The sequence below is a fragment of the Erysipelatoclostridium sp. MSK.7.34 genome, assembly GCF_019041935.1.
GTDB lineage: Bacteria > Bacillota_I > Bacilli_A > Erysipelotrichales > Coprobacillaceae > Thomasclavelia > Thomasclavelia ramosa.
In genome coordinates this window covers 52,775-71,459 of sequence record NZ_JAHPYJ010000003.1, presented here as the reverse complement: position 1 = coordinate 71,459, position 18,685 = coordinate 52,775, and the positions used below count along the sequence as shown (strand labels likewise).

General features: G+C 31.3%; 16 protein-coding genes and 1 riboswitch. Of the genes, 13 read left to right on the top strand and 3 right to left on the bottom strand.

Annotation, left to right across the window (positions count from 1 at the left end):
• The first annotated feature begins 2 nt into the window (after window positions 1-2).
• Complete coding sequence (locus KTF99_RS03185) at window positions 3-1,757, top strand: hypothetical protein (protein WP_029482145.1); 1,755 nt, start codon at window positions 3-5, stop codon at window positions 1,755-1,757.
• A 2-nt stretch (window positions 1,758-1,759) separates the two neighbouring features.
• The gene (locus KTF99_RS03180) at window positions 1,760-1,936 is read left to right on the top strand and encodes a hypothetical protein (RefSeq protein WP_003535655.1); all 177 of its coding nucleotides are present in this window, start codon (window positions 1,760-1,762) and stop codon (window positions 1,934-1,936) included.
• A gap of 160 nt (window positions 1,937-2,096) precedes the next feature.
• Here the strand turns inward: KTF99_RS03180 and KTF99_RS03175 are convergent, their stop codons facing one another.
• The gene (locus KTF99_RS03175) at window positions 2,097-4,967 is read right to left on the bottom strand and encodes an MBL fold metallo-hydrolase (RefSeq protein WP_003535656.1); all 2,871 of its coding nucleotides are present in this window, start codon (window positions 4,965-4,967) and stop codon (window positions 2,097-2,099) included.
• A 374-nt stretch (window positions 4,968-5,341) separates the two neighbouring features.
• Between KTF99_RS03175 and KTF99_RS03170 the strand changes: the two genes are divergently transcribed.
• The 11 genes from KTF99_RS03170 to KTF99_RS03120 all read left to right on the top strand — a co-directional run bounded on the left by KTF99_RS03170 (window position 5,342) and on the right by KTF99_RS03120 (window position 16,375).
• The gene (locus tag KTF99_RS03170; RefSeq protein ID WP_008792589.1) at window positions 5,342-6,001 is read left to right on the top strand and encodes a response regulator transcription factor; all 660 of its coding nucleotides are present in this window, start codon (window positions 5,342-5,344) and stop codon (window positions 5,999-6,001) included.
• The gene (locus tag KTF99_RS03165; protein WP_009008850.1) at window positions 5,998-7,008 is read left to right on the top strand and encodes a sensor histidine kinase; all 1,011 of its coding nucleotides are present in this window, start codon (window positions 5,998-6,000) and stop codon (window positions 7,006-7,008) included. Before KTF99_RS03170 ends, KTF99_RS03165 begins: the two co-directional genes overlap by 4 nt.
• Before the next feature lie 67 nt (window positions 7,009-7,075).
• On the top strand, window positions 7,076-7,843 hold the full coding sequence (locus KTF99_RS03160; RefSeq protein ID WP_003535661.1) for an ABC transporter ATP-binding protein: 768 nt from the start codon (window positions 7,076-7,078) through the stop codon (window positions 7,841-7,843).
• Complete coding sequence (locus tag KTF99_RS03155) at window positions 7,833-9,806, top strand: ABC transporter permease (protein ID WP_029482148.1); 1,974 nt, start codon at window positions 7,833-7,835, stop codon at window positions 9,804-9,806. The genes KTF99_RS03160 and KTF99_RS03155 overlap by 11 nt, the downstream gene beginning before the upstream one ends.
• Window positions 9,807-9,899: 93 nt before the next feature.
• On the top strand, window positions 9,900-10,448 hold the full coding sequence (locus tag KTF99_RS03150) for a sugar O-acetyltransferase (RefSeq protein ID WP_003535665.1): 549 nt from the start codon (window positions 9,900-9,902) through the stop codon (window positions 10,446-10,448).
• A gap of 226 nt (window positions 10,449-10,674) precedes the next feature.
• Window positions 10,675-12,009 (top strand): dicarboxylate/amino acid:cation symporter, encoded by a 1,335-nt coding sequence (locus KTF99_RS03145; RefSeq protein WP_003535667.1) that lies wholly within the window; start codon window positions 10,675-10,677, stop codon window positions 12,007-12,009.
• 246 nt (window positions 12,010-12,255) lie between these two features.
• Window positions 12,256-12,429, top strand: a riboswitch (Lysine riboswitch).
• A gap of 60 nt (window positions 12,430-12,489) precedes the next feature.
• Entirely contained in the window at window positions 12,490-12,960 is a 471-nt protein-coding gene (locus KTF99_RS03140) for an ACT domain-containing protein (protein ID WP_008792590.1), read from the top strand.
• 9 nt (window positions 12,961-12,969) lie between these two features.
• A complete protein-coding gene (gene dapA, locus KTF99_RS03135) occupies window positions 12,970-13,863 on the top strand; it encodes a 4-hydroxy-tetrahydrodipicolinate synthase (protein WP_022007927.1) in 894 nt (297 codons plus the stop codon).
• A 1-nt stretch (window position 13,864) separates the two neighbouring features.
• On the top strand, window positions 13,865-14,608 hold the full coding sequence (dapB, locus tag KTF99_RS03130) for a 4-hydroxy-tetrahydrodipicolinate reductase (protein WP_029482151.1): 744 nt from the start codon (window positions 13,865-13,867) through the stop codon (window positions 14,606-14,608).
• Between the two features lie 12 nt (window positions 14,609-14,620).
• Window positions 14,621-15,928, top strand: a complete 1,308-nt coding sequence (lysA, locus tag KTF99_RS03125) for a diaminopimelate decarboxylase (RefSeq protein ID WP_029482153.1) — start codon at window positions 14,621-14,623, stop codon at window positions 15,926-15,928.
• Between the two features lie 42 nt (window positions 15,929-15,970).
• Window positions 15,971-16,375 carry a GNAT family N-acetyltransferase gene (locus KTF99_RS03120; RefSeq protein ID WP_008792592.1) on the top strand — a complete coding sequence of 135 codons (405 nt, stop codon included), beginning with the start codon at window positions 15,971-15,973 and terminating at the stop codon, window positions 16,373-16,375.
• Window positions 16,376-16,413: 38 nt separating this feature from the next.
• Here KTF99_RS03120 and KTF99_RS03115 read toward each other — a convergent pair whose 3' ends face one another.
• The gene (locus KTF99_RS03115) at window positions 16,414-17,244 is read right to left on the bottom strand and encodes a class I SAM-dependent methyltransferase (RefSeq protein WP_003535680.1); all 831 of its coding nucleotides are present in this window, start codon (window positions 17,242-17,244) and stop codon (window positions 16,414-16,416) included.
• A 318-nt stretch (window positions 17,245-17,562) separates the two neighbouring features.
• Window positions 17,563-18,540 (bottom strand): aldo/keto reductase, encoded by a 978-nt coding sequence (locus tag KTF99_RS03110; RefSeq protein WP_029482155.1) that lies wholly within the window; start codon window positions 18,538-18,540, stop codon window positions 17,563-17,565.
• Window positions 18,541-18,685: the final 145 nt, after the last annotated feature.

The following is an 18,685-nucleotide window of genomic DNA, read 5'->3' as shown; positions in this document are numbered from 1 at the left end:
GTATGGAAGTAAAATATGTGAAAAAGAATATTGCTAAAATCATAATTAGTCTATTTTTCATTATTATGATGCTGTTTGGAGCAGCTTTTGCATTGATTTGGTTTAAACATATTTTTAATTATATGACATGTTTGATTGTTGCGATCGTGGTTTTTATTGTAATTATTATTCTTAATAAAAAAGGACAAATTTGTCGCAATGTTGAAATTGGTGAACAAGGGTTAGTTGATCATTTGGGAACCTTGGAGTATCGCGAGATAAAAAAAGTTATTTATGATAATAATAGAATTGAAATGAATTATGGTTTTGCTAATATTGTAACAAAATACCATGAAGTTTTGCTCGATAAACTTCAAGAACAAGGCGTTACAATGATTGAATATAATGGTCGTCTTATTAATTTTGAAAGAGTTTCACTTTTAATTATTTATGGTTTAGGGATATATTTCTTTTATAATTTATTTGTTTTAATTTTTGGAATAATTTCTTGCTTAAACTATAACTATGAGATTATTAATAGTCTTGGCATAGTTGTTCGAGTTTTGAAATTAATAAGTATTTTGCTAGCACTATTTGTATATAACCGGTTAAAAAATAAAAAAGCAACAGTGATCATTATAATTGTAATTATTGTAGGATTTATTGTATGGGGACAGTCTGTTAAAATAAAAACATACCATGATTATTATGGGAAGTTTGCTTGTATCATGAAAGAACGTGAGTTAAATATTTATAAAGATATTATCGCAGAATATGGAATTTTAGATAAAACGATTAATAATTTAGATAGTTATAAAGTTGCAGATTTAACCAATTATGAAAAAGTAATTGTGTATCAAGGAACGAATATATCAGGACAGTATATTGTCCATCGAGATGTAAAAAATAATAATTCAAAAGAGCAGATCTTTGCTTATTATAATGGGAAAACTTTTACTCACGGAGCTTTGCATATAACTTTTAATGATGGTAAACTAGCTATTATAGATTACAATGGAGCGGTTTATGATTATGATAAACTAAAGCTGGTTAATGGTTATATTCTCGAAATATATAAAGATAATGAAGTGAAAAAGTGTTTAATTTTTAATTATTTTAAAGGTTATGATGATGACGAATATCGTCGTTCTTGGGAATTGGTTATTTCTAATCTTAATGATGGTAAACAAAACTTGTATATTTTAAAAGATTCAGATGATGAAAAGGTAAGACCACAACCAAATAATAAGTCTGAAAATAAAATAGATGCACAAACTGAAACAGACAATGTAGTTAGTGATGAGATTAAAGTAAGTAATGGTGAAAAGTTGATAAAAAAGATGGATAGTATTAATATTACAGCCTTTGAATCAAATGAAGATTTTGTTAAAATAAAAGCTGACAGTAGTGATTATAATGAAATTGTTTTAGAGGTGGCAAAACAATTCACAATTATAAATAATACTGATAAGAAAATAGATACACAAATTCTAGGGATTACTATAATGTCTGGCAGTCTTGAGGAATTTGGTGTTGCAACAAATGATCGCCAAGATGTTGAAGATATTGGTAAAGTTAAAAATACTTATTACTATCGAATTAGAAAAGTTGGTAATTATTATTTGGCAGCCCGAGTTGGTGATGATTGTAGTGTCAATGTTGGATTAACCATGCTAGAGCCAGTGATTGCGACAGATACTTCACAAACAACAGATTTTCTTTATCGAATTGATGGTAAAAAATATTTAGGAAATCGATGGGGAGATATAGGAGGATAGAGATGGAAGAAAAGTTAGATGAGATGATTGTGTTATTAAAAAATATTGATAAGAATTTACAAATTTTAGTTGATGAAAAAAATGCAGTAAAAGTAAAGAAACCAAGTAATGATGCAATCTTAAAACAATTTGAAGAAACTGAAAAATTATTTAATAAAGTAATGAATAAAGGTAAGTAAATTATAAGCAATTGCTGTAATTAGTGCAGTTGCTTTTTATTATTAAAGAAGATAGCTGTCTGTTTAATATGTTTTTGTAGTCAATTAGGGATAAAAAAACAAAGGTTTTTAATAAACCTTTGCTTTTTATATTTCTATAATTATTTAAAACTGTATGTGATTATCTTATTGCTTTGCTTTTTTTAATAACAGTTACTAATGCAAATAATGATAAACTTGCAACAATAACAAATGGTGCAATCATTGTTGAATCACCAGTTTTAACACTTGTAGATGTTGATGGTTGAGTTGCTGGTTTTTCAGTATCGTTAGGAGTATCACTAGGATTATCAGTAGGAGTATCTGGCTCTTGTAGATCCAAACGAATTGTTTCACCAGTTTCTAAATCACGAGCATATTTACTCATAAATTCCCACATTAATTTAGCATCTGGAGTATAGTTCCAATGTCCCCAACCATAAATACGAGCCATGCTGATTTCTACACCTTTGGCATTTTCAATTGCACCAACATCGATTTTAGCAATATTTTCAGCGGTTGGCTCAATTGTATAGCGTTTTGTCCAAGGAACACCATATAGATATGCATCTTCATCTTTGATGTCTTCAACTTGAGTAACTTCCATATCATTTAATTCTTGATAAAGTTGAGCTACTTGTAATCCTGCATTTAATTCTGTTGTATCAAATGCATCTTTACAATATTCATCACCATCACCAGTGAAGAAAATAATTGGCATATCATATTTATCTTTATTAGCAGCAACAGCTTCTTTATTTAAGTCACTTGCACCGAATGGCCCGGAATGACCAGCTCCAGCAGCAAAGTATTTAGCATCTGATAGACCGGCATTTGTTGTATTTCTACTTCCGGCAGATAATCCAGAAATATAAATTCTTGATTGATCGATCTGTGGATATTTCTCTTCAATGATCTTTAACATTGTAATAACATCTGAATCAGGAGTTTCATTAGAATCATCAGTCATTGGATCGTATGTATATCCTTGATATGTATGACCTTGCCACTCAGGACAAATTAAGATTACACCTTCTTCACTTGCTATTTGTGCCCATCCTGAAGTATCATATTGAGTTCTAGGATCATTTGTATTACCGTGGAATAGAATAACTACTGGGACACTTCCTGGTTGAGCATCTTTAGATTGTTCAGGAATATATTCATACCATAATGAATCAGTACCATCTTTATCTAAATCTTGAGTAACTACATGACGCTCAATATTATCGATTGCATCAACAGAATCAAAATATTGGTATTTTCTTGCTTGATCAGCTTCTTTATCACCAGAAAGTAATGGTCTAGAGTACCAAGTTGCTGTTTGTTTATAGACTTCACTATAGTTACCAATTCTTCCAAATTTTTCTAAAACAGTATTCCATGCATCTTTTGTTGCATCAGCAGCACTTGTTTTTGTATCGCTATTAACAACAACGATTTCATAATGACTTTCTGGGTTTTCATAATATCCATCTTTTACCTTACCAGCATTATTTGCTTTTACATAACTATTGATAACAGCTTGATCATCAGTTACTAAGTAAGTAGGAACAGATACTTTAACTTCTTGCCCTTGAGCTGGATTAATTAAAGCAAGCCCAGATACAAAGTTCATATAAGATGTTAAGTTTTGATTAATGAAAGTTGCTCCATCACCAATCCCAATTAATTTAAAGTTATTTGAAACACCAATTTTACCTACGATTGTTTCAAAACCTATAACATCATCATCAGTAAAAGAAATGCCATTAGCAGGTCTAGCAACATAAACTTTGCTTGCTGCCCGATCAACAATATCTTTTATTCCTGATTCATTAATATATTTTTGTGCTTCTTCATCTGTTAAATTTCCATCAGGATAAACAACGAAAGTTGCAGCAGCGGCAGCATTGACTGATTCAATACTTAATTTATCGCTACCACTGTAAACATAGGCTTCGCTCATTTCATTAACTGAGGCCTTGTAAGCTTCAACATACTTTGGTAATGTATCTATTTTAGCCTTTGCACCATTGCTTGAAAGCTCAATTGCATCAGGCGCCCAGGCAACTTCTGGATAAGGTTGTGAAATAGTTGTACCATCTAATAGACCGCTAATAACTTGTGCCATATCGTTGAAATATTGAATTGACATTTCGTTAGGTCTTTGGGCATTGTCTTCCCAAAATTGTTGCCAGCGATGACCAGCTAAAATAGATAGAGAAGGATTTTCATTTAAAATAGTTCTAGCTAAAGCACATCCTTCGTTTAAAGCAGCAATTGGGTTTCCACCATTTGTTTCAAAAAGTGCCCAAATAAATCCACTGCCAAATGTATCACCAGTAAATAATGCTCCATGAGTGGTATCTGTAATCATAAGAGAGCCTTCGGTATGAGCACTGACAACATTGAATACATATGGGGCACCATAAATGTTAACAGTATCACCATGATTAACTTTTGTGATTTTACTATCAAATTGAGTGATTGCTTCCGCGGCAGCAGCATAATCAGGTTCACTGATATATACTTTTTCAACGTCAACGTCTGCGAATACTGTTTCTGATCGTCCAAAGCCAGTATGATCACCATGACTATGAGTAATAATAATTGATAACGGCTTATTTCCTGTCATTGAATTTACGATTGTTTTTGCATTTTGAATATCTTCATCGTTTTCAGAGCCATTTCCTAAATCAACTAATAATACACCGTCTTCTTCTAGTACAAAATACATAGATGATGGGTTATTTGTTACGCCGCTCTCATCTGTTGCACCACCAGGAAGTTTTTTTGTTCCCTCATCCCAGTGATAAATATTATCCTTGATTTTCTCTACTTTGTACCTTCCTAATTCAGCATATCCATCATCAGTAAGATCTGTTAAAAATGCATTTCCATTTGGATCAAGTTCTACTACTTTAGATGCTGTTGATTTGGATCCTTGGTCTCCTTCGGCCTGTACCGCACCAATACCACTTAATGCGAACATCAGGCTTAGGGAACCAATAAAAAATTTTTTCTTAAACATTTCTTTTTTCCCTCCTTCATTATAAATATTTTATCACAGCGGCTTTATGAAAGCGATTACAAAAACTGATGGTAAGTATCATAATTTGATACCTAATATCATAATTTGATTGATATTTATACAATTAAATATGATATAATCATTAAATAACTTACTTATTTATAAATTAAAACTGTTAAATAGAAACTCTACACTAATAACGATATTTAGTAATTATATGATTGAGACATAGGATTTATCCTATGTCTTTTTTTGTTTTAAAATTATCGTAGCGAATCTTTCTAACTAAAAAATGAGATAATAATAACTTACATCTTTGTAAGATAACTATGTAATAAAAAATAATTGTGTATAATAAAAAAGAGGAGATCGTTATGAAAATATTAATTATTGAAGATGATTTAGAATTACGAGAAGAATTAAAAGTTTTATTAGATAATAATGGTTACCAAGGAATCATTCTAAAAGATTTTAAAAATGCGTTAGAAGAGATTTTAGTAATAGATCCAGATTTGATTCTATTAGATATTAAGATTCCATTTTTGAATGGACAGCAGCTATTAAAAAAATTAAGAGAAAAATCAACTATTCCAGTTATTATGGTTACAAGTAAAGATAGTGAGATCGATGAAATTCTTGCATTAAGCTATGGTGCTGATGATTATATTACTAAACCATATAATCCAACGATTTTATTACTGCATATTGAAGCTGTTTTTAAGCGACTCCATAAAGCTGAACCAAAACTGACTTATCAAAATATTAGGGTTAATTTGATGAAAAGTACGTTAGAAAAAGATGATCAGGAATTATTGTTATCTAAAAATGAGATGGGAATTTTTTATTATCTTCTTATGAATCAAGGGAAAATCGTAACTCGTGATGATATTATGAATTATCTATGGGGTACGGATAAATTTATTGATGATAATACTTTGACAGTTAATATGACTAGACTAAGAAAAAGACTTGAAAAGATTGGCCTTTTTGATGTGATTGAAACAAGGAGAGATCAGGGGTATATGTTAATATGAGAATAAAAGAATACTTACTAGATAGACTGGCCTATCTAGTTTTATTAATAATTATGATTGTGAGCGTGCTATTCTTCTTATTGATGTTTAAAGTTTCAAATGCATTAATTTATGCTATTGTTTTAGTTATGCTTTTATTTAGTGGTTTGCTTATTGGATATGATTATTATCAAAAACATGCTTTCTATAATAATTTTCGCATTAAATTAAATCAATTAGATAAAAAATGTTTAATTACAGAATTGATTGCTCAGCCTGATTTTCTAGAAGGAAAGATTTTATATGATGCATTGTATGAGATTGATAAGTCAATGTATGAGGAGATTGAGACTTATCAAGATAATCTTAAGAATTTTAAAGAATATATTGAATTATGGATTCATGAAGTTAAATTACCAATTTCTAGTGTAAAGTTGATGATTCATAATCATGAACATAATGAAAGAAAACTAAAGGATCAAGTTAGTCGAATTGAAAATTATGTAGAACAAGTTTTATATTATGCCCGACAAGATAGTAGTGAGAAAGATTATTTGATTAAACAATGTGAATTAGGAACAATTATTAGAAATGTTATTAAGAAGAACCAAGATAGTTTATTGTATCAAAATATTAAGATCGAAATCGGTCAAGTTAATTGTTCTGTTTTAAGCGATAGCAAGTGGCTAGAATTTATTATTAATCAAATTGTTAGTAATAGTATTAAATATCGGCGTACAGATAAGTGTAAAATAGCTTTTAATGTGATTAGAAGGAATAATATTGCTTTAGAAATAATTGATAATGGTCTGGGAATCAAGACTAGTGATCTAACGAGAGTATTTGAAAAATCATTTACTGGTGAAAACGGGCGTCTTGTTTCTAGTTCTACGGGGATGGGCTTATATATTGTTAAGCGATTATGTGATAAATTAGGTCATAAGATTATAATTGAATCTAAATATAGTGAGTATACGAAAGTAACAATTTCTTTTAATGATGAGCAATATTACAAGGTTGTAAGGTGATGTAAGTTATTTCGATGTTACCAAGACCGCCTTTTTTCTATAATTTAATTGTAAAGGAGAAAAGATTATGGAAAATATTCTAACGATTGAAAATATTAGTAAATATTATGGAAATAAGAGTAATCTTACTAAAGCTATCAGCAATATTTCAATGAATGTTGATAAAGGTGAATTTATTGCTATCATGGGGGCTAGTGGTTCAGGGAAAACTACACTACTGAATGTTATTTCAACTATTGATAAAGTTACAAGTGGTCATATTTATATTGAAGGTCAGGATATTACAAAACTTAAAGGTAACGATCTAAATAGGTTTAGACGTGAAGAACTAGGATTTATTTTTCAAGATTTTAATTTATTAGATACGCTAACAGCTTATGAAAATATTGCTTTGGCTTTACAAATTCAAAATTTTAAAGCTAAAGCAATTGAACAGCAAATAAAAGTTGTTGCAAGAAAATTAGATATTGAAGATATTTTAAATAAATATCCTTATGAAATGTCTGGAGGACAAAAACAGCGTGTAGCTAGTGCGCGGGCCATTGTTACAAATCCTAAACTTGTTTTAGCAGATGAGCCTACTGGAGCGTTAGATTCTAAAAGTTCTAAAATGTTATTAGAACGACTTCAAAGATTAAATCAAGACTATCAAACAACGATTCTAATGGTAACTCATGATGCTTTTAGTGCCAGCTATGCTTCTAAAGTGATTTTTATCAAAGATGGAAAGGTCTTTAATCAATTTAATCGAGGTGAAGCTACTCGTAAACAATTTTTTGATAAAATTATTGATGTTGTTTCTTTGCTTGGGGGCGATGTAAGTGATGTTATTTAATCTTTCATTAAAGAATATTAGAAAAAGTTTTAAAGATTATGCAATCTATTTTTTTACATTAATCCTTGGAGTGGCAATCTTTTATATCTTCAATTCTTTGGAAAGCCAAACAGTTATGCTGAAACTAAATAGTTCAACTAAAGATATTATTAAACTAATGAATAATGTGTTGTCAGGCGTAAGTGTATTTGTTTCATTTATATTAGGGTTTTTAATTGTCTATGCAAATCAATTTTTAATGAAGCGAAGAAAAAAAGAGTTTGGGATATATATGATATTAGGAATGTCAAAAAAACAGATTTCTAAAATACTATTAGTTGAAACTATAACAATTGGTTTGATTTCATTAGTAATTGGTTTAGTCTTAGGAGTCGCTCTATCTCAAATAATGTCGATTGTTGTAGCTAATATGTTTGAAGCAGACATGACTAAATTTACATTTGTTTTCTCTTTAAGTGCGTGGATAAAAACAATGATTTATTTTGGGATTATGTATCTTCTGGTTATGGTTTTTAATACGATTCAAGTGAATCGCCAACAATTAATTAAATTATTGACAGCAAATAGACAAAATGAAGAAGTTAAATTAAAGAATACCTATCTTTGTATAGGGATCTTTATTGGTGCTGTTGTATTATTAAGTTATGCTTATTATAACGTTACCGCAGGAGCTGGTAATTTAACGAACAGCAGCTCAGTGCTTTTCCAAATGATTTATGGTGCTGTCGCAACGTTTTTAATCTATTGGTCTATTTCAGGTTTGATTTTAAAATTTGTTATGGCATCTAAAAATTATTATTTCAAAAATTTAAATAGTTTTACGGTTAAACAAATTAGTAGTAAGATTAATACAACAGTACTTTCAACAACGGTAATTTGTTTAATGCTTTTTTTAACGATTTGTATTTTTTCAAGTGCTTTTGCGTTAAATAATTCTGCAACAGAAGAGATAAATGAGTTAGCTCCAGTTGATATTCAAATGCAAAAAGATGTAAGTGTTGATAATTTATCAATTACAAAATATTTGTCTCAAAAGCAAATAGGATTAGATGATTTAAAAAACATTTATACATTTATGACTTATCGTACTTCACAATTGACATATAGAGATACTTTTGGCAGTGCCTTTAAAGATGTAAGTGAAAGTTATTTGAATAATTGTGAAGATATTATTAAACTTAGTGATTATAATAAATTGGCTAAAATATATAATTTACCAACTTATGATTTAAAAGACGAATATGTTGTAATGGGGAATTATGAAAATTTAATGTTTAGTCGAAATCAATTTCTTAAAGAAAAACCAGCTATTGAGTTAAACGGAAAGATATATCAGAGTAAATTTGATAAATGTCAAAATGGTTTTTTATCAATGCAGTCTAGTCATATGTGTATGGGAGTGTATATTGTTCCAGATGAAGCGGTTAGTAATTTTATTCCTGCTGATAGTTATTTAGTGGGTAATTATGCTGCAAATGATCAGGATACAAGAAACGAAGTAGATGAAAAAATGCACAGTTATAGCTCTGATGTCTTATTGATTAATACAAGAATTCAAATTTCAAGTAGTAGTGTGTCTATGGGAGCTATGGTTATCTTTATTGGTTTATATATAGGAATTGTATTTTTGATTTCTTGTGCTGCTATCTTGGCACTCAAAGAGTTGTCACAAAGCATTGATAATAAAGGAAAATATCAGATTTTAAGGAACGTTGGTGTTGATGAAAAAATGATTAATCGTTCTTTATTTAAGCAAATAGCTGTTTATTTTGCTTTCCCGCTTATCTTAGCATTGATTCATTCAATTTTTGGTATCCAGGTTTGCAATATAATGCTGCAAACATTTAATCAGGCTAATGTATTTGATGCTATTATAACGACTGGAATCTTTTTAGTTATTATTTATGGTGGTTATTTTATCATCACATACCAGTGTAGTAAAAGTATTATTAAAGATAAGTAGAGGATTATACTGACGAGGGGATTCACTTCAATTTTATATACTAGTAATTGAGGTATAGATTATATGTTATGATGATAACAAGTAGGTGATAAAATGAGTGAGTTTGAAAAGATGAGAGCGGGAGAAATTTATAATCCCCGAGATTTAAAACTGATCTATATGTATGATAAGACAGCGCGGCGTTTGCATAGGTATAATAAAAGGTGTTTTCATGTATATAATATGCGAAGCCGCTTAATGAAAAAAATTATTAATACAAGCGGTAATTTTTGGATTCATCCGCCATTTCAATGTGATTATGGCTGTAATATCTATTTGGGAAAAGATGTTATGATTAATTACGGCTGTGTGTTTTTAGATGTTTGTGAAATTAAGATCGGTGATAATACTCTGATTGGTCCACATACCCAAATATATACTGCCTGTCATTCAATCGATCCACAAGAGCGTTTAAAAGAAATTGAATTTGGGAAAGCAGTTACCATTGGGAATAATGTTTGGATTGGTGGAAACTGTACTATTTTACCAGGAGTTACGATTGGCGATAATAGCGTTATTGGAGCAGGCAGTGTGGTAACTAAAGATGTTCCTGCTAACGTACTAGCTTATGGCAATCCATGTCAACTAAAAAAGAAGATATGATTTTATAAAGTTCTTAAGCTTTTGCTAAGAACTTTTCATTATTCTTGACATTTGTCCAGCAATAGTATAAATTTATATCATACTAATACAGTAGGAAAAGAGGGATAGGATGATTTCCGTAAAGATATTAAAAAATAAAAAGATTTTTGAATGGGAACGAATGTATGGCTGTTGTCATAATTAATAATGTTGTTAAATAAATTTATTAAGGAAAGAGGACAGTTAAATGAATATAAATATTTTTGAATTAGGAGCCGTGCTTCTTGCAGGTGTTTTCTTCGCAATTATCTATTTTCTAGGTAAAGTGAAGAAGTATGATTTTGGGCTTTTAACTATTTTAGGATTAGTTTTTGGGGTAGCCGTAGGATTGATTTTTAAAGGACATTATTTGTATTTAGAAGCAATCGGAACGATTTATTCGCATTTGATCTTAGCGATCGTTATCCCGCTATTATTATTCAGTATTATTTCAAGTATTACAAATTTAGGAACATCGATCAAATTAAAGAAAATAAGTGCCAAAGCGATAATATTTTTATTATTAAACACCCTACTAGCTAGTACTATAACACTGACCTTAGCAGTAGTAACTAAAGTTGGAAGTGGCATAAATTATCAATTGGCAAGTGATTATAAAGCGGTGGAAGTTCCGGCATTCATCGATACGATCATTAATTTATTTCCAAGCAATTTGGCTAACAGTTGGGTAAATGGCGAAGTAGTACCTATTGTAATTTTCGCTGTAATTGTTGCGATTGCCTACAATAAGATTGCCCGTAATCAGCAAAAAGCTGTTTTACCGTTTAAGCATTTTATAGATGCCGGAAATCGTGTGATGGGAGAGGTTGTTAACTTTGTTATTAGCTTTACACCGTATGCTGTATTAGCATTGATTGCACGTGCAGTAAGCAAGAGTGCTCTAAGTGATCTGATTCCGCTATTGAGCGTCTTAGGATTAGCATATTTATTGAGTATAATCCAAATTTTTGGGGTAACCAGTGTTTTATTAAAGGTGGTAGGAAAGTTAAATCCGCTTAATTTCTTTAAAGGAATTTGGCCGGCTGGGGTAGTAGCATTCACTTCTCAAAGTAGTATTGGGACAATTCCTGTCACTGTTAGACAACTTACAAAGAAACTAGGAGTTAATGAAGATGTTGCTTCATTTGTAGCTAGTTTAGGGGCTAATCTAGGTATGCCGGGATGTGCAGGAATTTGGCCAGTTTTATTAGCAGTCTTCGCAATAAATGTTTTGGGGATTGATTATTCAATCGGCCAGTATATATTTTTAATTGTTTTAGCTGTAGTAGTATCAATTGGAACTGTTGGGGTGCCTGGTACTGCAACCATTACTGCTACTGCATTATTTGCTTCAGCAGGCTTACCGATTGAAATTATTGTTTTATTAGCACCTATTTCAAGTATTGTAGATATGGCAAGAACAGCAACTAATGTTGTTGGTGCCGCTAGTGCTGCAATGTTAGTTGCCCGAAGTGAAAATGAATTAGACCTTGCTGTTTATAATAATGAAACAATTGGACAGCCGGATTTAGAAATAATTTAAAAATAGAAGCTATGAAGATAAATTCATAGCTTTTTTATGTTCATATTTTAGTGAAAACAATCTATCTGGAAAAATAATCAAGAATAGTTATTTTTCTTTATTTGTATAATTTTGACATTTTTATGATTTTGTTTCATATAAATTATTGATAAAGCCAAAAATGAGCATGTTTTTATATAAAAACACTGGTTAAAGCGGTATAATTGGTATTGTAATATGATATCTATTGTGATATATTGTAAACAGATATTAGATAGAGGCGCGAATTGTTAAGAAGTTTTTACCATAAGATGCAAACCAGGTAAAAAGGGAGGAGCGTTCGCCGAAGAGATAAATGATTGCATGCGTTTATCCTCTGGGCTTATAGTGAAGATCTATAAGACTGTCATTATCAATAGATAATGGTGAGCTATCATTGTTCATACGCTGTTTATGTTGCAATGATACTCATTGCAACTTTTTTTGTAAAGGAGAACAATGATGGAAAATATTATTGATGCAGTGAGCTACGAAGAAAATATTATTCAATTACAACTTAGAAATGTTCCTAAACACCCAATGATTATTGCCAAGATATTTACAATCTTGAGTGAGTGTGGGGTAAATGTAGATATGATTTCTCAAGTAATGATTGAAGATGCGATGCAAATTGAGATTACACTTGATGAAAAATATCAAAAGAATCTTAATGATGCAATTATGAGATTAAAAGATGAGGTTAAGCAATTAGAAATTGCGACTAATCGTAAATATTTTAAAATTGCAGTTGGGGGAAAATTACTAGAAACGACCCCTGGGGCAGCGGCTAAAGTATTTACTATTTTAGGGGATAACAACATTCATTTTTATCAAGTAACAACCTCTAAACGAACAATCTCGTTTATTGTTGATAAGAAACACAAAGAATTAGCAATGAAAAAATTAGATGAAGCTTTTGGCTTAAATATATAGGAGGAAATTATGGCTATTTTTGAAGGTAGTGCAGTAGCACTAGTATTACCAATGCATGAAGATGGAAGTATTGATTATGATGGATTTAGACGTCAGGTTCAAAGAATGCTTGATGGCGGTGTTCAAGCTTTATTAGTTAATGGAACTACTGGTGAAACTGCAACGATTCATATTGATGATGAATTTAAATTATTAGATATTACATTAGAGATGGCAGCGGGAACTGGTGTAAAGGTTATCGCTGGAGCAGGATCAAATGACACCGCAACAGCTTTAAAGAAAGCACATTATGCTAAAGAAAAAGGGGCTGATGCAATTTTAGTTGTAACTCCATATTACAATAAAACAAGTCAGCGTGGTTTGATCAAACATTATACGACAGTTGCTGATGCAGTAGATATTCCAATGATTTTATATAATGTTCCAGGAAGAACGGGAATAAATATTAATGTTGCAACAGTTGTTGAATTAGCTAAACATAAAAATATTGTTGCTATGAAAGATGCAACAGATAATATTGCATATGCAATGGAAGTTTTAGCTAAAACTCAAGGTATGGATTTTGATATGTATTCAGGATGTGATGATAATATCTTGCCATTTATTTGTGCCGGAGGAAAAGGAGTTATTTCAGTATTATCAAATATTTATCCACGCCAAACTGAATTGTTGGCTCAATTAGCATTAAAAGGTGATTTACCTAAAGCTCAAGAATTGGCCTATGCTCTTGAGCCGGTATGTCGCTATTTGTTCATTGATGTTAATCCAATTATGCCTAAAGCTGCATTAGCAAGAATGAATGTATGTAAACCGACATTGAGATTGCCTTTGATTGAAACAACCGAAGAAAATAAAAAATTATTGTTTGATGCGATGGATGCATTTGAAAAGTTGGGGTTTTAAGATGAAAGTATTAGTATATGGATATGGATTAATGGGGAAAAGGATTGCCCATAAAGTAAGAAGTCAAAATGATATGGAATTAATGGGAATTGTAAGTTATGAATTTGATGAAAAAGTTCCTGAAAAAACATATAGTTCATTAAAAGAGTGCGATGAAAAAGCCGATGTCATCATCGACTTTTCTCATCCGAACAATTTAAATGATATTTTAACGTATGCATTAGCGAATCAAACAAAATTAGTAATTGCTACGACAGGTTATAGTCAAGAACAGCTTGATCAAATTAAAGAAGCATCTAAAGAAATTGCTATCTTTCAATCATATAACACATCATTTGGGGTGCAGATGGTTACAAAAATGTTACGACAATTCGCAAAAGAATTTTATGACGCAGGATATGATATTGAGATCCTTGAAAAACATCATAATCAGAAAATTGATGCACCTTCAGGAACTGCTGAATTATTATATGAAGTTATGGCTGAGGAAATTGATGGCGTAGAAGCGTGTTATGATCGCAGCAGTCGTCATGAAAAACGAAAGAAAGAAGAAATTGGGATCCAGTCATTGCGTGGGGGAACAATTTTTGGGGAACACACGATTATGTTTGCGGGAGTAGATGAAATTATTGAAATCAAGCATACGGCTTTATCAAAAGAAGTATTTGTTCAAGGTGCGATTAGTGCTGCTTATGCACTAAATGATAAAGATAATGGTTTATTTACTTTAAAATCATTATATTAATAGGGGGAAAATATGGTCTTACAAACGGAATTTGCACAAATTAAAAATAATAACTTATACATAGATGATGTTAAAGCAACAGAGTTAGCAAAAAAATATGGAACACCTTTATATGTTATGTCTGAAGGACATATTAGACATCAATTTAATAAATTAAAAACGAAAATGATTGAAAAGTATGAAAATACACTACCATTATTTGCATCAAAATCATTTTCTTGTATTGCAATTTATAAAATTGCTAAAGAATATGGTGTTGGAATCGATTGTGTATCAGCGGGTGAGATTTCAGTTGCTTTAAAAAGTGGATTTGATCCTAAAAAGATTTATTTCCATGGAAATAATAAATTACCATCAGAAATAGAATACGCGTTAGAAAACGGGGTAGAAAATTTTGTAATAGATAATTTTTATGAAATAGATTTAGTCCAAGAAATTGCTTCGAGATTAGGTGTCAAAATAAATGGGATTGTCAGAATCACACCGGGGGTTTATGCAGGAGGTCATGACTATATTCGAGTTGGTGCCAAAGATACAAAATTTGGTTTTAGCAGCCATGATAATACATATCTAAAAGCAATCAAAAAGGTAATTGATGCTCCAAATATTAATTTTGATGGAATACATTGTCATGTTGGCAGCCAAATTGAAGATATTCAAGCGTATGTTTTAGCAATGAATAAATTTGTTGAAATTGCTTATGAAATTTATGATATTTTTGGAATTGTAATTAATAAATTAAATGCAGGTGGTGGTTTTGGAATTGCTTATACAGCTGCTGATAACCCATTAGAATTTGAAGCAGTAGTTGATACGATCATGGAAATCATTACTAAAGGATTTGATGCTCGGGGATTAAAACGTCCGATGGTCCTAGTTGAGCCTGGTCGTTATTGTGTAGGAAATGCTGGAATCACATTATATACCGTCGGGTCATCTAAATATATTAAAGATATTCGTGATTATATTACAGTTGATGGTGGGATGACTGATAATATTCGTTCTAGCTTATATGCTGCTAAATATGATGCTATTATTGCAAATAAAGCAGAAATGCCGACGGATCACCTAATTACTGTTGCTGGAAAGAACTGTGAATCTGGGGATATTTTAATTAAGGATATTATGTTACAAGACCCAGAGCCCGGAGATATTCTGGCAATGTTTTCAACAGGAGCGTATCATTATTCAATGTCATCAAATTATAATCAATTGCCAAAACCGGCAGTGGTATTTACGTATGAAGGTAAGGATCGTGAAGTGATTCGTCGCCAGACATTTGATGATTTAGTTTATTACGACATTGATTCAAAATATTAATTAAAGCGGCATATGCCGCTTTAAACATAGATGGAGGAATTTATGGAATTAACCTATAAGAATATTAAAGAGATTTCGCAAGAGAGATTAGTTGATTTATTTAAATCGGTAGAGTGGGAGTCAGCGAACTATCCTGCTCAATTAGTACAGGCAATAAAAAACTATGGAAGTGTTTTTAGCGCTTGGGATAATGATAAGTGTGTTGGTCTGGTTGCTTCGATGGACGATAGTATCATGGTTGCTTATGTTCATTATGTTTTAGTCAATCCACAATATCAAAAATATGGAATTGGTAAAAAACTGATGCAAATGATGCTGGAACATTATAAGGACTATCATAAAGTTTGTTTGATTGGTGTAAATACTGCTGTTGGTTTTTATGAACATCTTGGTTTTGAAGTTAATGAAAAAGCAAAACCAATGTTTTATCTGAATAAGAATTATTAATAAAAAATGACTTTTTAAGGAGTCATTTTTATTTAGTCTTATTTTTGGGCAATTACACAAATAGTTTTACTTGTTTTATCATATTTTTGTCCAATGACATCTTTATAAAAATCAAGCTTAGTAAAGCCGGCATTTTTTAAGTCTTTCTCTAATTCTTTCAGGGAGAAAGTATGTTCCCAGATATTATAAGTAGTTATTCTATCTTCATTAATGACAGTATACTGATTTAAAAATGTATGGACATTATCATAACGATAAAAAGCATTTAAAACTAAGTGCCAGTCATTATGCCAAAAACCATTTTCATTTATTTGCCAATTTTTATGTTCTACCGCTCCATCATATTGTAAAGGAGTAAAGACATCAAATAATAAAGCGCCTTTGGGGGATAATGTGTTATAGATCTTTTGCAAGAGCTTTTTCCTAGTAGCAGGAGGAAGGACACCAAAATCACAATAAATTAAAGTAACTAAATCATAGTGCTGTCTAAAGTTCGATTTGGTATAGTCACTACGAAGGTAAATAATATCAAATCCTTTTTGTTTGGCGGAAGCTTGAGCATAACTGATTGACCGTTTTGATAGATCGATACCAGTAACCTGATAACCATACTGATAGAATAATTCAGCATAAATACCGGGGCCACAACCAAGATCAAGTAAGTTGTTATAATGATGATTAGGTAGTACAGTATTGATCCAGGCAACTGATTTTTTTACAAAGTCAAGTTTACGGGTAGCTGATTCTTGGTTCTCGTTAAGATGAGCTTTTAACATGCCTTTTGAAATATGAGGGTCGTCCCAAATACTTGCTGTACTTTGTTCAAATAATTTAGGTCGCGTATTTAATTGTTTTAATATGTCTTTCATCGTGTTTTGTCCTTTCGTATGATCCGGTAACTAGATAAAATAAAAAACTGTGGTTATTTCCACAGTTAAGAGTTTTGACTATTAATGTGGAAATTAAAATAATCATTTGGGCATAACAATAAAACCTGTTTTTGACAGGTAAAAAATTATGCATTTTTGATTATCTAAGTTTTCCACGTTTCACTTATGTTACTGATTATGTAACATCAAGTGCGCCGGACAAAATCATCTCCTTAATAGTTACCGTAATTAAATTATATAGTATTTGTAAAGTAAAAACAATTAATAAAAGCCATAACTGCTATGGCTTTTATTAATTTATAATTTGTCTGTTTTAAGACATAGATAATTAATTTCAGCAGGAGTTAATCTTATTTTTAACGCCTCAGCACATGAATCAAATTCACTTTTATTACGACTACCAACAATAGCTGCAACATCAAATGGCTGGTCAAGTACATATGCAAGGGCAATATTGATTGAAGGAACCACTTTGAGTTTTCCTAATTCTTTAGCTCGTTTTAATCGTTCAAAGTTTTCTGGAGTAAAGAAAGCATCTTTAATGTCCTGAGGTGCGTTATCATCGTAAATATCAGCGAAGAAACCGTGTCCTTGAGCGGCCCAGCTAAATAGAGTAACATCTTTATTTTGATGCCATTTAGCAAAATCGTCATCTGCATAGACACAGCCAGGCCAACGTGTTTTCGCGACATGGGCTAAAGAATAAGATGGATTATTTACTGATAATCCTTGGTAGCCCATTTGTTGGCAATATTCTACTGCCGCTTGAACACGATCTAGTTCCCAATTGGATACACCATAAGTAGTAATTAAACCTTCTTGACGATGCTGTTCTAAACGATCCATTATTTCATTGACAGGGACACTAGGATCATCGCGATGAAGTAAGTAAATATCAAAATGATCGCACCCTGTATGAAGTAAACTATAATGAAGATCGTCAGTAATAATATCTGGCTTTACTCGCCAATACTCTGGATGATGGCAGCCTTCAGGGGTAATAATTGGGTGACATGCTTTATCCATAATTACTAATTGATCACGATTATTACGAGAATCAAACCATTTTTTTAAAACTCGTTCAGATTCACAAGCATGTTCTCCATCTTTGTTTGCCCCATAAAATCTACCTGTGTCGATTACTGTTTCTCCAGCAGCAACATATTGATCCAGCATTGTAAAAATTTCTTCTTCAAAGGCTGGATTAAACCAGGCTGTACCCATAATTAATTTTGAAATCGGTTTGTCTAAACCTTTAATGTTAATATATTCCATTTTTTCATCTCCTAAGCAGTTTTTTTGATTAAATAAGTATTTAAGATAAGACCGATGATTGCAACACCAATAGCAACTAAATAGACATTGTTATAGGCAAGGTGCCGGCTTCACTGTTAACAAAATTAGCAGCTATCTGAGGTCC

Bases quoted from the DNA above. Each gene is read 5' to 3' on its own strand.
- KTF99_RS03150 (WP_003535665.1), top strand. From the start codon at position 9,900: ATGAGTGAGTTTGAAAAGATGAGAGCGGGAGAAATTTATAATCCCCGA.
- KTF99_RS03115 (WP_003535680.1), bottom strand. From the start codon at position 17,244: ATGAAAGACATATTAAAACAATTAAATACGCGACCTAAATTATTTGAA.
- KTF99_RS03180 (WP_003535655.1), top strand. From the start codon at position 1,760: ATGGAAGAAAAGTTAGATGAGATGATTGTGTTATTAAAAAATATTGAT.
- dapB (WP_029482151.1), top strand. From the start codon at position 13,865: ATGAAAGTATTAGTATATGGATATGGATTAATGGGGAAAAGGATTGCC.
- KTF99_RS03120 (WP_008792592.1), top strand. From the start codon at position 15,971: ATGGAATTAACCTATAAGAATATTAAAGAGATTTCGCAAGAGAGATTA.
- KTF99_RS03155 (WP_029482148.1), top strand. From the start codon at position 7,833: ATGTTATTTAATCTTTCATTAAAGAATATTAGAAAAAGTTTTAAAGAT.
- KTF99_RS03170 (WP_008792589.1), top strand. From the start codon at position 5,342: ATGAAAATATTAATTATTGAAGATGATTTAGAATTACGAGAAGAATTA.
- dapA (WP_022007927.1), top strand. From the start codon at position 12,970: ATGGCTATTTTTGAAGGTAGTGCAGTAGCACTAGTATTACCAATGCAT.
- KTF99_RS03160 (WP_003535661.1), top strand. From the start codon at position 7,076: ATGGAAAATATTCTAACGATTGAAAATATTAGTAAATATTATGGAAAT.
- KTF99_RS03145 (WP_003535667.1), top strand. From the start codon at position 10,675: ATGAATATAAATATTTTTGAATTAGGAGCCGTGCTTCTTGCAGGTGTT.
- KTF99_RS03185 (WP_029482145.1), top strand. From the start codon at position 3: ATGGAAGTAAAATATGTGAAAAAGAATATTGCTAAAATCATAATTAGT.
- KTF99_RS03165 (WP_009008850.1), top strand. From the start codon at position 5,998: ATGAGAATAAAAGAATACTTACTAGATAGACTGGCCTATCTAGTTTTA.
- lysA (WP_029482153.1), top strand. From the start codon at position 14,621: ATGGTCTTACAAACGGAATTTGCACAAATTAAAAATAATAACTTATAC.
- KTF99_RS03140 (WP_008792590.1), top strand. From the start codon at position 12,490: ATGGAAAATATTATTGATGCAGTGAGCTACGAAGAAAATATTATTCAA.
- KTF99_RS03110 (WP_029482155.1), bottom strand. From the start codon at position 18,540: ATGGAATATATTAACATTAAAGGTTTAGACAAACCGATTTCAAAATTA.
- KTF99_RS03175 (WP_003535656.1), bottom strand. From the start codon at position 4,967: ATGTTTAAGAAAAAATTTTTTATTGGTTCCCTAAGCCTGATGTTCGCA.